Annotated in this window: 13 protein-coding genes; 9 read left to right on the forward strand and 4 right to left on the reverse strand. The window is 41.2% G+C overall.

Annotated elements, in window-relative coordinates; genetic code table 11:
- Positions 1–126 precede the first annotated feature (126 nt).
- The 3 genes from BM095_RS09965 (at position 127) to trhA (ending at position 2,710) form a co-directional block, all read left to right on the forward strand.
- Complete coding sequence (locus tag BM095_RS09965; RefSeq protein ID WP_091661087.1) at positions 127–870, forward strand: GerMN domain-containing protein; 744 nt, start codon at positions 127–129, stop codon at positions 868–870.
- A gap of 292 nt (positions 871–1,162) precedes the next feature.
- The gene (locus BM095_RS09970) at positions 1,163–1,750 is read left to right on the forward strand and encodes a cell wall hydrolase (RefSeq protein ID WP_091661090.1); all 588 of its coding nucleotides are present in this window, start codon (positions 1,163–1,165) and stop codon (positions 1,748–1,750) included.
- Between the two features lie 315 nt (positions 1,751–2,065).
- Positions 2,066–2,710: a PAQR family membrane homeostasis protein TrhA gene (gene trhA, locus BM095_RS09975; protein ID WP_091661092.1), complete on the forward strand. Its 645-nt coding sequence runs from the start codon at positions 2,066–2,068 to the stop codon at positions 2,708–2,710.
- Between the two features lie 76 nt (positions 2,711–2,786).
- Here trhA and BM095_RS09980 read toward each other — a convergent pair whose 3' ends face one another.
- Together BM095_RS09980 and BM095_RS16590 are read right to left on the reverse strand one after the other, a co-directional pair.
- On the reverse strand, positions 2,787–3,596 hold the full coding sequence (locus tag BM095_RS09980; RefSeq protein WP_245757868.1) for a CAP domain-containing protein: 810 nt from the start codon (positions 3,594–3,596) through the stop codon (positions 2,787–2,789).
- Positions 3,597–4,081: 485 nt separating this feature from the next.
- A complete protein-coding gene (locus BM095_RS16590; RefSeq protein ID WP_177194779.1) occupies positions 4,082–4,222 on the reverse strand; it encodes a hypothetical protein in 141 nt (46 codons plus the stop codon).
- 260 nt (positions 4,223–4,482) lie between these two features.
- Here BM095_RS16590 and BM095_RS09985 point away from each other — a divergent pair, with 260 nt between their 5' ends.
- The 5 genes from BM095_RS09985 (at position 4,483) to BM095_RS10005 (ending at position 10,184) form a co-directional block, all read left to right on the forward strand.
- Positions 4,483–5,322, forward strand: a complete 840-nt coding sequence (locus tag BM095_RS09985; protein WP_091661095.1) for an STAS domain-containing protein — start codon at positions 4,483–4,485, stop codon at positions 5,320–5,322.
- A gap of 291 nt (positions 5,323–5,613) precedes the next feature.
- Positions 5,614–7,200, forward strand: a complete 1,587-nt coding sequence (locus tag BM095_RS09990) for a peptide chain release factor 3 (RefSeq protein ID WP_091661097.1) — start codon at positions 5,614–5,616, stop codon at positions 7,198–7,200.
- 59 nt (positions 7,201–7,259) lie between these two features.
- The gene (locus tag BM095_RS09995) at positions 7,260–8,054 is read left to right on the forward strand and encodes a carbon-nitrogen family hydrolase (protein ID WP_091661100.1); all 795 of its coding nucleotides are present in this window, start codon (positions 7,260–7,262) and stop codon (positions 8,052–8,054) included.
- Between the two features lie 240 nt (positions 8,055–8,294).
- Positions 8,295–9,848, forward strand: a complete 1,554-nt coding sequence (locus BM095_RS10000; protein ID WP_091661103.1) for a Na+/H+ antiporter NhaC family protein — start codon at positions 8,295–8,297, stop codon at positions 9,846–9,848.
- Between the two features lie 75 nt (positions 9,849–9,923).
- Complete coding sequence (locus tag BM095_RS10005; RefSeq protein ID WP_091661105.1) at positions 9,924–10,184, forward strand: hypothetical protein; 261 nt, start codon at positions 9,924–9,926, stop codon at positions 10,182–10,184.
- A gap of 102 nt (positions 10,185–10,286) precedes the next feature.
- Here the strand turns inward: BM095_RS10005 and BM095_RS10010 are convergent, their stop codons facing one another.
- Entirely contained in the window at positions 10,287–10,706 is a 420-nt protein-coding gene (locus BM095_RS10010) for a universal stress protein (protein WP_091661108.1), read from the reverse strand.
- 100 nt (positions 10,707–10,806) lie between these two features.
- Positions 10,807–12,252, reverse strand: coding sequence for a SulP family inorganic anion transporter (locus BM095_RS10015; protein WP_091661110.1), 1,446 nt, complete (start codon positions 12,250–12,252; stop codon positions 10,807–10,809).
- A gap of 745 nt (positions 12,253–12,997) precedes the next feature.
- On the opposite strand from BM095_RS10015, the gene BM095_RS10020 reads away from it, so the two are divergent.
- Positions 12,998–16,156 carry a DEAD/DEAH box helicase gene (locus tag BM095_RS10020; RefSeq protein ID WP_177194780.1) on the forward strand — a complete coding sequence of 1,053 codons (3,159 nt, stop codon included), beginning with the start codon at positions 12,998–13,000 and terminating at the stop codon, positions 16,154–16,156.
- Positions 16,157–16,212: the final 56 nt, after the last annotated feature.

The following is a 16,212-nucleotide window of genomic DNA, read 5'->3' on the forward strand; positions in this document are numbered from 1 at the left end:
GTAGGAGGAAAAAAGCCCTTTGACTTCTCTTCCTGTTTTTTCTACACTTTCTGTAACTGCCACTCAATACATAACGTCTAAGTGTATGTAATTGAAAAATTTTGCAAGAAAAGAGAGGAGAAAATAATGAAACATTTACATTTCATGTTTGCTATTTTATTAAGCATGGGAATACTAGCGGCTTGCGGTCAAGGAGGTAACTCCGAAGAGCAAAACAGTGATTCAACAGCCGGCGAGAGTGACGTGACTGAAACAGAGGAAAATGAAGCGGCAGAAGAAAATGAGGACACCTCTAATGAAGATGCAGAGGAACCTGCGAACGAAGAGGAGGACAGTTCAGACGAACAAGCTGGTACTGACACTGAGGAAGAAAATGCGGAAGAAGTCAATGAAAACCCTTCTTCTGACACATCCGAAGAGAGTGCATCTGAAAATGCAGAAGGTACAGTGACAGAAACTGTAACATTATATTTCCCTGACGAGCAGCTATTAGAAACATATAAAGAAGAGAGAGAATTAGAAGCAGCAAGCGAAGAAGCACTACCAAAAGCAGCGTTAGAAGCTTGGATTGCCGGCCCTGAACAAGAAGGATTGGTGTCTTTCTTTGATGGAGATGTAGAGGTTCAGTCAGTGGAAGGGCAAGACGGAACGGCAGAAGTATCATTTTCCGAGTCCTTTCTTGATACGAATGTTGGGTCAACCGGAGAAGCATTTATTACAGATCAAATCGCTTTAATCATGCAGCAATTTGGTTATGACCAAACGAAAATTTTAGTGGATGGCGAAGAACAATCAACATTCTTCGGCCACATGGATGGTACAGAACCAATTCCTGCGGATAACCCAGATAACTATAGCACTATGGAGTAAATGACACCTCTCTTCCCCTCACATCTATTGCTCAAAATAATAGAGAATCAAACCAGCTACGATGCATATCGTGGCTGGTTTTTTTGTAAAAAGCCGGCACCCTTGGAAGATTACCGGTAATATTACAACGCTGTCATAAACGTTACTTCTTTTTAAAGAAAGAGCCTTTCACTAGTGATAACATAGATTTCCCCCTCCTCTAATAACGAATGGATACGATTTCCTAAAGAATTTACATCCCACTGTTGCTAATCTTACGATGTAAATCTTTTCTTTAAGGAGGAATAGTCAAGTGTTTAAAAAGTCAAAAGTAATCGGCCTCGTATGTGCTGCAATATTTGCATGCAGCACGGCAGCAGAGGCAGCAAATGTCCATACAGTAAAAGAGGGAGAGACGCTTTGGAGCATTGGGGTAGAGCACGGTGTTTCTGTGATTGAATTGAAAGAAGCCAATGAGAAAGAAAGCTCTATCCTATACACAGGGGAACAGCTGAATATTCCAGCTAGTATCTCTCCTGAGGATGAAGACCTGCTTTCCCGAATTGTTAGTGCTGAAGCTAAAGGAGAACCATACTCCGGAAAAGTAGCAGTAGCTACTGTTGTTTTAAACCGAGTAGCACATCCTGAATTTCCAGATAGCATTCCGGGGGTTATATATGAAGTTTCCCCTACCGGTAATCCTGCCTTCAGTCCCGTCATGAATGGAACCATTAACCAGCCTGCCGATGAAGAGTCAAAACAAGCTGTAAAGGAAGCACTTGCTTTTGAGGGACAAGGACATGGCTCTATCTTTTTCTACAACCCTGAAAAGGCAACGAATCACTGGATTGCAACGAGAGAAACAACGAATATAATTGGTGACCACACATTTGCTAAATAAGAAAAGCACAAGCGCCCTGACTTGCACTGGGCGCTTGTGTTTTTAGCAAAAGATCCACAATAGACGTCTGCGCATTTAGCAGCGTACTTCTTGTTCATGACTTCCTTCACATATAATATTGCCTCTATTCGCTTCGCAAATAACTCTTTCTCTCCATGTTGGCCTCTGACACCACCACAGCGAAGAAAGTTTCCGTCTTGTAGTAGTGTTTATTTATTCTAAGAACTCTTACAAACCTCGAGGAATGATTAAAATGACAACTATGTTAAAATAGGTTAAAGATTTATTTCCAGTCAGGAAAGGCAGGGAACCACCATGGATGCGGCTCATGCATTTACACGGAAAGAAGAAATGGTTAACGCCGCCACGCATGCGGTCGGCGTGATTCTTAGTATTGTCGGTTTAATACTACTCCTTACTATTTCACATTTACAAGCCACCTCCCTTCACACGCTCAGCATGTCAGTGTACGGCGGCTCGATGCTTCTTCTTTATACATCCTCCACTCTCTTACACAGCTTAAAAGACGGGAAACTAAAAAATATATTTGAAATATGTGACCATGCATCCATTTACTTATTTATAGCTGGAACGTATACGCCTTTCCTATTCCATGTATTAGAAGGAACATTAAGTTGGGTTCTCTTTGTTGTGGTGTGGATGATGGCTCTGGTTGGCGTTATTTTCAAAGCATTTTTCGTTAAGAAATTCAGAGTTCTATCAACCCTGTTTTACGTACTCATGGGTTGGGTGATCGTTATTGCCTGGCAACCACTAACCGCGTCTCTCCCATCAGGAGGTGTCACACTACTTGTCAGTGGGGGATTAATGTATACGTTTGGTACTATCTTTTATGTTTGGCGTCATTTCCCCTACCATCATGCTGTTTGGCATATTTTCGTTCTTGGGGGATCGATTTTACATTTCTTAGCGATTTTTTTCTACGTCTTACCGATGTAACAGTTTTTCCACTTCCTTGCTTTTTTCTAATTAAAAAAGCCGGGTAGGGTTACCCCCATCCGGCTCTATCTCTCCCTTACTTTGTTACAAACATTTGAGTCCAGTAGTGACCATAGCTTCCACCTTCGACATGGCCAACACCGATATGAGTAAATGATCCATTTAAGATATTTTCACGGTGTCCTTGAGAGTCCATCCAGCCTTGTACGACTTCTTCTGGCGTTCGCTGTCCCGCAGCAATATTCTCACCCGCACCACGGTATTCAATTCCGTAAGTATCCATCATATCAAATGGGCTGCCATAAGTCGGGCTGTCATGAGAGAAGTAACCATTGTCTCTCATATCTTTTGATTTGTCTCGTGCCACATCGGAAAGTTCACTGTATGCTTCTAAAGGTTCTAAACCGCGCTGTTCTCTTTCTACGTTTGTCAGACGGATAACCTCTTGTTCGAATTCACTTTCTGTGACTGTCTCTTGCGTATCGTTTGTTTCTTCTTCACTTACAGATTCCTGCTCTTGTGCTTCTTCCTCTTGCGTAACATTCTGTTCGTTTGATGCTTGGTCCCTGTCTTGATTTGCTTGCTGTTTGTCTTGGTCATCACTTTCTTGTTCTGGTGTCGCTGCTTCTTCTTTCTCATTTCCTTCCAGATCGCCATTAGGAGTATCTTTCTCTACTTGACCCGGAAGTTCAAGTTGCTCCCCTATCTTAATCCATTGAATGTTTTCAAGGGATGGATTCACCGATTTTAATTCATCAATGGAAAGATTGAATATTTTGGCTACCTTCCAAAATGAATCTCCTTTCTGTACGGTATAGTAATCCTGAGCATTTACTGCTGCCGGGAATGCTAGTAAAACGGTAAGTGCTAATAGTATTTTTTTCATGTTTCCCACCTCCGATAATCATTATCCCATATCCGTGCACGGAAAAAAGGGAGGGGGAATTTATTGGTATTATGTGAATAATATTTCTTTCCTTCCATAGGCCCTGTTTATTTTGGGCAAACATCGTCTAACTATTTCATTGTCTCTTTCTCAGGCATGAAAACATCTTTATACCTACATAACTTCTTCACACAATAGGTATTTTGTCATTATTCATATAATAATAATGTAAAATAAGTGAAATAAGATTGCATTACTAACAACTGATAGAAGAATTCCCTTGTCCTTAAGCCTCACGTGAACCCATTTTATAAGGCGATATCTCAAAATGGAATTTCTATTTAAATTAAAAGGAAGCTGAGAAAGTAAAGGCTTTCCATCATTGGTGGAATGTATGAATAGTATACTATTCCTTAAACAGAAAAACCCCCACCCAGCGAAGGGAGAGGGTATGCAAAATACAAAAATGTCAGCCTCTGTTTTAATTACTCCATTTCTTCCATTTCGACTTCTTCTTCCATAGGAGCGTTATCTGTCGCCGGATCTTCTTCTACTTCTCCGCAAGCCGCCAAGACACCTATAGCCACAATCCCCGTCAGTACAGAATACAGTAATTTTTTACTCATTCGAAATCCTCCCTTTTTAAAAGTGACCATGAGCAAATTGTCATTATAAGCTCAACCAATTTAAGTATATCAATAATACAATCGTTTATTGGTAAATTCTGTAATGTTTGACAATTTTATATAGTTGTTCCATATTTGATTTTGGTTTTCTTTCAGCTTTTGTTCATTTACTATGGAACAATAGGTTTTGATAATCCAAAAAACGGGTAAGCTCTAATGGATATGGGAAAGGATTCACTTTTATTTCTAGGAAGAAAGGAATGAGAAAGATGAGTGGTCGAGAACAAGTCTTTAAACAAGTTGGCGAGGAAATACTTACTAATAAAAACATCTTGCGGCAGGAAATGGAACAAATACAAAGTCATGACACTCGTTATTTATTTGAAAAGGACACACAAATAGGCGAAGATTTCTTCTTAAAATTAGGGGAAGGTATGATTCAACATAACCCAGAATCGGAAGAAATAAAAGCTAGCATCCGGACATGGGGAGAAAATGCAGCTCAATTCTGTCTAAAACACCAGGTGAGCTTATCCGGAGCTCTTCGTGTTCTACCCCATTTCCGTGAAGTGCTCACAAAAGTTATCGAGAAAAAATGCCTGGATTATGGTCTATCCTTGCATGACTCCTTCATCGTCTACGGCACTTTTGAAAATGTACTCGATCACGCGGCCCATGCTTTTAGTCATACGTTTTTAAATAAACATATTGTTGATTTAGAGCATGCAAAAAAACAAATGCAAGAAATTTCAGTCCCTGTTGTACCAATTAAACAAGGTACAGCGGTCTTGCCTCTCATTGGAGATATGGATGATGAACGATCCGAGTTTCTTCAACAGCGTACATTAGAGCGCACAACCGAACTAGAGCTATCCCATATTATTATTGATCTATCTGGAATTAACACGATTAATACATGGTTTGCCCAACACTTAATTCAGCTTATTGATGCCCTCCAACTATTAGGTATTGAACCAAGCATTTCCGGCATGCGTCCAGAGTTATCTCAAACTATCGTTCATTTAGGAATCACGTTTAAACATGTACCCAAATATTTAACCCTGGAGCAAGCGCTCAATCAGCATCCTGTTTATACTTAATCCATCCGGCAGCCCTCTTGAAAGGACTTTCTATCACAGGAGACGATCACTGTTTATTACCCTACCCACTTTTCCCTTAATGAAAACCTGCCGGAAGTCGGCAGGTTTTTACCTGTTAACTATACATTGGAAAAAAACCCCCTTCTAACAGTTGATCATTCTCTAGAAAGGTGTCTTTCCTTCTCGATTATTATACTGCTCATCCCCATGTTCTCTCTGTATTCACATCTATGATAGAATAATAAAACGTGAGCCACAGAATCTTATTTGTCACAAGAAAGGAAATGCTAGATGGGTAATAACCTAACGGAAGAAATAAATTCACGAAAAACGTTTGCTATTATCTCCCACCCTGATGCTGGTAAAACTACTCTAACGGAAAAGCTTCTTTACTTCGGAGGGGCTATTAGGGAGGCAGGCTCTATTAAAGGGAAAAAAAGCAGCAAGCATGCTACCAGTGATTGGATGGAGATTGAGAAGCAGCGCGGAATTTCCGTAACAAGTTCTGTGATGGAGTTCCAATATAACGATCATCACATCAATATTTTGGATACCCCAGGACACGAAGATTTTAGTGAAGATACGTACCGTACCCTTACCGCCGCTGACTCTGCCACCATGTTGATTGACGCAGCGAAGGGAGTAGAAGCACAAACGGAAAAGCTCTTTAAAGTTTGCAGCATGCGCGGAATCCCTATTTTTACATTTATTAATAAGCTGGACAGACAAGGAAGAGATCCTTTTGAATTAATGGAAGAAATGGAAAACCTTCTTGGGATACGCTCTTACCCCATGAATTGGCCGATAGGAATGGGAATGGACTTCCATGGTATTTTTGACCGGCAAACGAACAGATTAGAAATATACAATCCAACCAACCCTTCCCATGTAGAAATAAAAGAAACCACCGGGCCGGAAGACCCGATTTTAGATGAGCTTATTGAACCTTCTTTGTTGGAACAATTTCGCGAGGAAATCGAACTTCTCGATGTTGCAGGTGACCCGTATGATGAAGATAGAATTATAAATGGGGAATTAACCCCCGTATTTTTTGGCAGTGCAATTTCCAATTTCGGTGTGCAGAATTTCCTTGAACATTTCTTGCGGCTAGCACCTGCCCCTGTAGGAAGAGAAAGCGATGAAGGCTATATCCACCCTGATCGTCAGGAATTTTCTGGTTTTGTTTTTAAGATTCAAGCAAACATGAATCCTAAGCATAGAGACCGTATTGCTTTCTTACGAATCACTTCAGGAAAATATTCGCAAGCGATGCATGTGAATCATGTTCGTATAGGTAAATCAATGCGTTTGGCACAGCCTACCCAATTTCTTGCTCAAGACAGAAACATTATACAAGAGGCGTATGCCGGAGATATCATCGGGCTTTATGATCCCGGTACTTTTCGAATCGGAGATACATTGGTAGAAAAAAGCAATTTTCAATTCGCGGAAATGCCTCATTTTTCACCTGAACATTTTGCAGTAATTTCCGTAAAAGACGCGATGAAGCATAAATCCTTTGAGAAGGGTCTACAGCAATTAACAGAGGAAGGTGCCGTGCAGCTCTTCCATACCTTTAATCGCTATCCAGAACAACAAATCATTGGGGTAGTCGGTGTCCTTCAATTTGAAGTATTGGAGTACCGTCTAAAAAATGAATATCATGCAGACATACGACTAGAACGACTTCCTTTCTCCATCGCACGCTGGGTAGATGGAGAGAATTCAGAGCTGGAGCAATTTAAAAAAAGACAAAAAAACCTGACTCTCGACCGGGATGGACGGATCGTGGCTTTATTTGATAATGAATTCCAAATGCGCACCGCTCAGGATAAATACCCCGAATTGACATTCTATGAGAATTCTTTCTTAAAGTAAGAGCATATTATTCCTTCTCGTGTTACGATTTCTATAGAACGTGTGCGGAGGTGCCATTCATGAAATTAGCTATTTACCAAATGGATATTATTCCGGGAAAGCCGGAGGAAAATTGTAAAAAAGTAGAACAATGGATTAAAGAAACCGTTCAAGAGCATGCAGTGGATGCTGTCGTTTTACCCGAGCTGTGGACTACGGCTTACACATTAGATGAGCTGTCTGAGCTCGCTGAAGATGAAAACAATGATAAAATACTCACTTTTTTACAAGAGCTAGCTGGGACTTATAAAATTCTTCTATTTGGCGGTTCCTATGCGGTAAAAACTTCAAAGGGTGTAGTGAACCGGGCTCCTGTAATTACCAGCGATGGGGAAACTGCTGAAATATACGATAAAATTCATCTCGTTCCTATGTTAGATGAGCCCTCGTACTTGACTGCCGGGGAGAAGCACCCCGTGATGGTAGAAAGTCAAAACTTGAAGGCTATGGTTGGTATCTGCTATGATCTACGCTTTCCAGAACTCTTTCGTCCCTTAGCTGCTGAGGGAGCAAATGTCATAGTGATACCAGCAGAATGGCCAGCTTCCCGCGCTTCCCATTGGGAGGCTTTGCTAAGAGCACGGGCCATCGAAAATCAGACTTATGTTGTTGGCTGTAATCGTGCCGGCTCTTATAATGGAACGGAGTTTGCTGGTTGTTCTATGGTTATTGATCCGCTAGGAAACACCATTAAGAAAGCTTCAGCCGATAGAGAAGAAACAGTGGTAGCAGAGTTGGACTTTGACTTAACATCAGAAACACGTAAAAATATACCTGTTTTTGAAAGTCGTAACACCTCTATGTACCGCATCTAAACAGCTCTCTATATTTATCCTCTTCAGCTGAACTCACGGTAAGACTAACTATGAAAAATAAAGTTGCCTCCATGTAAAGACATTGATATAATTTTCGTGGCAACTGGACGACTTTCGACTGCCTGGCATCTAGCTAAGGCAGTTTTTTCTAATAATTGAGGATAACCCCTCGTTATACGAGTGTATACTTCCAAGCCAGTACAAAGTCAATGAGCCCACGTGGCAGAAAGGAGAAGGTTTATGGATAACCCGTCCATCCTTTCGCTCCTGCCTCCGCTAATTGCTTTGGCAATGATTATTGCCACGAGAAAGGTACTCCTCTCTCTCGGTGCAGGTATTATTATCGGAGCTTTCATACTGAGTGAGTGGTCAATTCCTGGTGCCCTCTCCATTATATGGAGTAATTTTGCCGGGATTTTTGTCACTGACGGAGCGATCAATAACTGGGAATTTTACATTATATTATTTTTATTGCTTCTCGGAGTGATGGCTGCAATGATCAGTTTCTCTGGGGGCAGTCATGCCTTTGGAGAATGGGCGCTTCAACGTGTAAAAACACGTGTCGGTGCTCAGTTAATTACGTTGTTTCTAGGTATCCTTGTGTTTATCGATGATTACTTCAATAGCTTAACAGTAGGACAAGTAAGTCGTCCGTTGACAGACAGACATCATGTCTCGCGCGCGAAGCTTGCTTATATTGTCGATACCGCCGCTGCGCCGATTTGTGTGATCGCCCCATTATCAAGTTGGGGGGCTTATATTATTACAGTTATTGCAGATGTCTTGGATAGTCACTCTGTGACAGAATACGGGGGGTTACAGGCGTTCATATACATGATACCGATGAACTTTTACGCGCTGACCGCTCTGTTGTTCGTTTTCCTTGTTATTGTCTGGAAATTAGATTTCGGCCCTATGCGGATCCATGAAGAACGAGCAGTTAAAGAGCATCACGTCATAGACCCATCTCGATCAGGGATGATAGAAACAGAAGTAACGAAAGTAGATGAATCTCAAGGAAAACTAAGAGATTTAATCGTCCCTATACTTGTTCTCATTTTAACTACTGTAGTTAGTATGATTGTCACTGGTGCAGCAGCGGCTGACACGGTAACTCCCTTATCCGTATTCGCTGAAACTGATGTCGCTAGTTCCTTGTTATATGGTGGAATTGCAGGTCTTATCGTATCTGTTTTTCTTACGCTTGCGAAACGTCCTACTATGGCTTCCATGTGGGAGACTACAAGATTAGGGATAGGGACAATGTTACCGGCAATTTATATACTCATTTTTGCTTGGCTCATCGTAGCGATCATAGATGAATTAGGAACCGGGATGTATTTAGCCAATTATATAGACGGCTCGATTCCTTTGTTCCTGCTTCCTGGACTTTTATTTTTGCTCGCTGGATTTATGGCCTTTTCAACTGGCACGTCGTGGGGGACTTTTTCCATTTTGCTTCCTATTGCTGGAGAAATTGCTGCAACGCTCGACATAACAATGATGTTACCTATGCTTGCGGCTGTTTTGGCGGGCTCCATTTTAGGGGATCACTGTTCTCCAATTTCTGATACAACTATTCTGTCATCCACAGGTGCAGGAAGTCACCATATTGATCACGTCATGACTCAACTTCCCTACGCCCTCATCACTGCGGGAAGTGCGCTTGCAGGATATATCATCTTAGGGCTTACTGGCAGCACAAGTCTCGGGTTAGTTAGCACCATGACTCTTGCTGTAATTATCGCTTTATTGTTAAAGATGATGATAAAACCAATCACGGCCTCTGTTTAAACTTGTAATAAAACGGAAAAAAGAAAGGTATCAGCTTATATTGTTTGGCTATCCTATTAGTAGGAGGCGACGATTATGGAAGCCTTATTTATTATCATCGTAGTCATCATTGTGGCTGTTTACTTTTCACCGTTCTTTTTAGAAAGTTTGCAAGCATCTTTTCCATACTTTAATACGATCATGAGAGTGCGTTATACGATCATTTTCGGAGGAATCGGTGTATTGTATGGGTTGGCCGGTGACACGTGGGACATCCAGGACTTCTTTTTAGGAATGATTGCAGGTAGCTTTGTTGATTACTTGCTAAAGGGACAGCAAAGAAACCCGCTGCCTTAAAGAAAGTTACCCACAAGCGTAAACAAAAAAGACTGACTCCATGGCAGGCATACCATGGAATCAGTCTTTTTCTTTACCAAGAGGTCCGAGAATAATATGAGACTACTTAACAATCATCACAGGGCAATTCACTCGTTTTGCAACCTTGTGACTGACGCTTCCGAGCACCATTGTTTGCAGTTGATTGAGACCCCTGCTACCTAAAACGACACAGTCATACTCCCCGTTGTTTGCAAATTTAACAATGGATGGGCCAGGTTCTCCATGCTCAATATGGAGTTCGTAAGTTACGTTGTGCGCTTGTAATTTCTTCTCGATCGCGGATAACTTCTCTTTACGCTTATGTTGAATTAACTCCGAATTCCCATATTGAAGAACATCGGATTTTGACTTTGAGCCGTCTACGACGTAAATGATGTCTATGTGCCCCTCTTCTTTTCCTTCCACAAGTGCAATAGCATGCTCTGCGGAACGATAAGAATGTTCTGAACCATCTGCAGCAAGTAACACTTTTTTATACATTCTTTTCACACCTCCCCTTTAGATTTGGTATTGTCCTCTTATAGTGTTTTAAATGTGAAGAAAGATCAAGTGCGTCCCATTCAATGGACGCACTTTTTTATTAATGACCGGATAATCCATCTAGTTTGTTCATCAGGTTTGAACTTTCTTGATTTAAGCCGGTCAGCTTCACTTTAATGTGCTTCTGTTCAAATTTGCTTTTTACTTTTTCAATCGCTTCCACAGCAGAATCATCCCAGACGTGAGCAGCTGATAAGTCAATCTTTACTTGCTCGACATCTTCGTTAAAATCAAATCCTTTTGTGAAATCCGTAACCGAAGCAAAGAACAGTTGACCGTTCACTTGATATACCTTTTGAGTTCCAATCATGCTGGACGTTATCTTCACTTTTGATATTTTCGCGGCAAAGAAGATAGCACTTAATATAACACCGGCAAAAACCCCTTTTGATAAATCGTGTGTGATCACTACTGTTGCTACTGTTACGAGCATGACGGTGGTATCTGTTTTTGGTATTCTCGGCATCATTTTAATGGAATTCCAGTCGAACGTGCTGATCGACACCATAATCATCACGCCGGCTAGCGCGGCCATTGGAATCTGTACTACGAGATTACCGAGAACGAGAATAAGAAATATCAAGAAAACGCCAGCAACCAAAGCAGATAATCGACCGGCCCCTCCTGATTTCACATTTATCACCGATTGTCCAATCATTGCACAGCCTGCCATTCCTCCAAAAAATCCAGAAACGACGTTGGCATACCCTTGACCTCGGCATTCTTTATCTTTGTCACTATCTGTGTCTGTCATGTCATCGACAATCGAAGCAGTCAATAAAGATTCCAAGAGACCGACAATAGAAAGAGCTAAGGCATACGGGAAAATAATCGTTAAAGTTTCCCATGTCAGCGGGATATCTGGAATCAAGAAAATAGGAAGCGTATCTGGCAAAGCTCCCATATCTCCTACTGTCCGTACGTCAAAACTCATAAAGATTGCAAGAGCACTGACAATAATGATAGCAACAAGGGTCGATGGTACAGCTTTTGATACTTTAGGAAATAGGTAAATAATAAACAACGTTAACGCTACAAGAGCGTACATAATCCAACTTTCACCTTGGAAATGTTCAATTTGAGCCATAAATATGAGTATCGCCAATGCGTTAACAAAACCAACCATAACGGAACGCGGGATGAATTTCATAAGGACTGATAATTTACTAAACCCAATGACAATTTGTATAATACCTGTCAAAATGGTGGCTGCTAATAAATACTCCAGTCCATGTTCTGCCACGAGTGTCACCATTAACAATGCCATTGCACCGGTTGCTGCAGAAATCATCCCGGGACGTCCGCCTACAAAAGCTATAACAACCGCTATACAAAAAGAAGCGTATAGACCGACCATAGGATCCACCCCAGCAATAATGGAGAAAGCAATTGCCTCTGGAATAAGTGCCAATGCGACAACGATACCAGCTAATATATCTCCGCGAACGTTACCAAACCATTCATTTTTTAATTTTGCGATGTTCACTTTCTTTTTTTCCCCTTCTTTCTATTTCCTCCGTTATTCTCATTAGTATTGAAAGTAAGACCCATTTCATTCAATGAGCTTCCGCTGACTCATTTTATAAAAAGAAAGCACAAAGCGCTGTGACTTGCACAGGACGTACGGCTTGTTCTCAAACAAATTGATACGTTTTACAGCAATAGATCATTTTTACCGTGTGGGTATTCGGAAAATGATTAGCCGCTGATATAAATCTAAAGCTTTCTTGTTGGCGTGAATGAAACGTATCATTTCATCTAAAGGAATAAACAATGAGTAGTTTAGTATGTGAACAGGATACGTACCGTCCAGTTCCTGCTCTTTTGTTTACAAATATTGGTTTTCGTCTTTCTACGAAAACCGACCGTTGTGAACAAATGGATTCTACCACACCTTTTCATTTTAACCAAACTTTATGTAAGCGTTCGTCATATCTATTTTTCTCTATTATTCTCCTGATTTCTATTGATTTCAACCCTTATTGGAGTTTTTGAATAATGTATGAACAATGGAAACACCCTTCATTCTTCTCAGGGAGTCAGAAAAACAAAACGAGCGCTTTGTCAAGAGGTGCCCCCTCTGATCATAAGTCACTCTTTATGTTAAAATGGAAGTTATGCATATAGGCAAAGGAGGGAAGGTTTTGCGCTTTCCTACGAAAGATAAGATACGCAAGCTAGCAGGTAAGACAATATATTCTCGTGCTCTCTCTTATTGGAGTGAGGGTCGAGTGAAGAACATAAATAAAAATGTGGCTGGTTCACATACAAAAATCACAGCGATGGTCAGCGGTACATCTCTCTACGAGGTTGATCTCTTATTTCATGAAGATGGAGACATGCAAAAGTATACGTGCAGTTGTCCTGCTCACCAGGATATAATGGACATTTGTAAACATATTGCTGCTGTTTTGCTAACACTCTCGCCTGTCGACACTCCCCCTTCACACGAAAATAGAACAACTAGTCGTAAGAAACGAAGGAGACTTGACAACGTGCAGGCTGAAAAAATGAAGCAATTATTTATGGACCATTTTACCGGCCGCATGCACGACTCAAATGACATGGACGGAGAAGCCTTACAAGCCGAGTATCATATAACTTTTCATAAAGATTATGACAACCTGCAGGAACTTTTTCTCTCTGTTCAGTTAAGGATCGGGACAGGAAAACGTTATATTGTGAAAGATGCAGGAGCCTTGTTTCAATCCTTACGGGAACGTTCCATGCTTCCCATAACTAAGACGTTCACTTTTGATCCGACGTATCACTATTTTACGCCTTCTGATGAAGAGGCACTCCGTTTACTCGAGCAGGCATTTATCAACGAACAATGGGCGGGAAAGCAAACGAATCTCTTGTTGAGGGGTGACTCAATGCCCTCATCTGATATTACCATTCCTCCCATTGCTGCTGAGCCTCTCATTCGGGCTCTCACTCACTGCGCCAATGTTTATATTACACAAACGATCGGTAATCAACCAGTTCCTCTCATGATAAAAAGTCAGTGGCCAGGGACTTTTCACTTAGCTAAAGAGAGAGAGAATTATTATTTATCCTATTCGTCTTACGATTATCCACCTCGCCCGATCAGCTTGACACCTTTTTATGTGTGGAATGATCGTTTGTTCGAAATGCCTGAGGATGAAAATGATTCTACCAAGCTCCTGTATCAGATGTTAATGGATACGCCAAAAGGACGAATTCAGCTAGATAAAGGCGAGATTGAGCAGGTGTACTCTAAGCTGTCTCTGTTAAAAACGAAAGGACGGATAACCGTCGAGGAGCAGGTTGATCGTCTTATCGCGGAATACCCTGTAGAAGCAAAGGTTTACTTAGATAAAAGAGATAATGTCCTTTACGCTGACCCTATCTTCGTATATGGTCCTCACTCTTTTCATGCTATCACAGAAGATAGACATTATTCCGATGACACTACCATTATTGCCCGTGATACGAAAAAAGAAGAAAAACTTCTTCACCTTATTGAAACGGCGGGATTCCATTGGAACGGGGATTCGCTCACTTTGGCAGATTCAGATACGGCATTTTACTTCCTTACAGAAGTGTTACCCCTTATGCATGAGGAAGCCGATGTTTTTATGAGTAATGAAGTTGAGAAGATGCTTATTCAACCAGAAGCTTATGCGATAGAATCTACACTTGATGAAACACAGGGATGGCTAGACATTTCTTTTCGTACTGATGATATTAAAGAAGAAGAATTACAAGCCTTGATGGCTTCTTTAAAAGAAAAGAAAACTTACTTTAAGACACAAGAAGGAAACTATGTTGCCTTAAACGATGAGATGCTCTCAGGGTTACGTCAATTAATGGAAGAATCAGGTGCTGACGCATCGGACTGGCAGGATGGCTCTTTACGCTTGCCTTCCTACAAAACATTCCAAGCTGATCATTATCTGAACCAAGGGAGACAATGGAATAAAGCAGAGAGTGTAAACAAGCTGTTACAGGCCGTGAATTCCCCAGAGATGCTCAAAGCAAACGTCCCTGCCCATCTAGACGGTATTCTCCGTGATTACCAAGAGAGAGGTTTTAAATGGATGAAAGCTCTCTCATTATACGGGTTTGGCGGAATTTTAGCGGATGATATGGGGCTCGGTAAAACAATCCAAACGTTGAGTTATATCTGTTCAGAGCGAGAAGAACACCCAACTTGGTCCCCATTCCTAGTTGTCGCTCCCTCTTCTCTTACATTTAATTGGAAAAAGGAAGTAGAAATGTTCGCTCCTTCCTTAAATATCCGTCTCGTTTATGGGCCAAAAGCAGAACGAAGAAAGCAACTCGAGAACTTGGAAGAGGTTGATATTATCATTACTTCTTATCCTCTGCTTCGCCGGGACACTGATTTATATGAAGACCTTACTTTCCATGGTCTCATTTTAGACGAAGCACAAGCTTTGAAAAATTTTACTTCAAAAACGTTTCGTGCCGTGAAGATGATACAAGCAAGGAGAGTGTTCGCAATTAGCGGCACCCCGATTGAAAATAAAATCGATGAACTGTGGTCTCTGTTTGCTATTATCATGCCTGGGCTTTTCCCTGATGTGAAGACGTTTAAAGACATATCTCCTCATCAGGTTCGTAACAGGGTGTCTCCTTTTATTTTACGTCGCACGAAAAAAGAAGTATTAAAAGAGCTTCCCGATAAAATTGAAACAAACCGGCATTGCGAGCTTTCAAAAGAGCAGCGGGAAACTTACGTTGCCTATTTAAATCGTATTAAACAAGAGACGAAAGCTCAGTTGAACAGCGGTTCTTTCCAAGAGAATCGCATGAATATTTTAGCTAACCTAACCCGACTACGCCAGCTTTGCTGCCATCCCGGTATGTTCCTAGAGAACTATGAAGGCGGTTCAGGTAAGTTGGATGAACTTCTTCACTTTATGAAAGAAGCGAAAGCAAATGGTCAACGTGTTCTCATATTTTCTCAATTCACAACGATGCTATCAATGATCGCGCAAGCATTTGACCGAGAAGGCTGGTCCTATTATTATCTTGATGGTCGTACTCCTTCTGAAGAAAGAGTCAAGATGGCTGACCAATTTAATAACGGAGACAAAGATGCCTTTCTCATTTCATTAAAAGCAGGTGGTACTGGGCTCAATCTAACCGGAGCAGATACCGTCGTTTTATTTGATTTGTGGTGGAATCCAGCCGTTGAGCATCAAGCAGCCGACCGTGCTCATCGCATTGGTCAAAAGCGAGTCGTTCAAGTGATAAAACTTATATCTCAAGGGACGATTGAAGAAAAAATACAAGCTTTGCAAAACAAAAAGAAAGCTCTCTTTGACCAGGTGATTCAATCCGGTGAGACGAATCTAACTTCCCTTTCGGAAGAAGACATTCGTGAACTTCTTGACATCTAACACAGACAAAAGCTGTCCAAAGAAGGTGGCACACCTCTTTAGACAGCTTTTTAATG

It is taken from the genome of Alteribacillus iranensis, assembly GCF_900113025.1.
In the GTDB taxonomy this organism is placed as follows: domain Bacteria; phylum Bacillota; class Bacilli; order Bacillales; family Marinococcaceae; genus Alteribacillus_A; species Alteribacillus_A iranensis.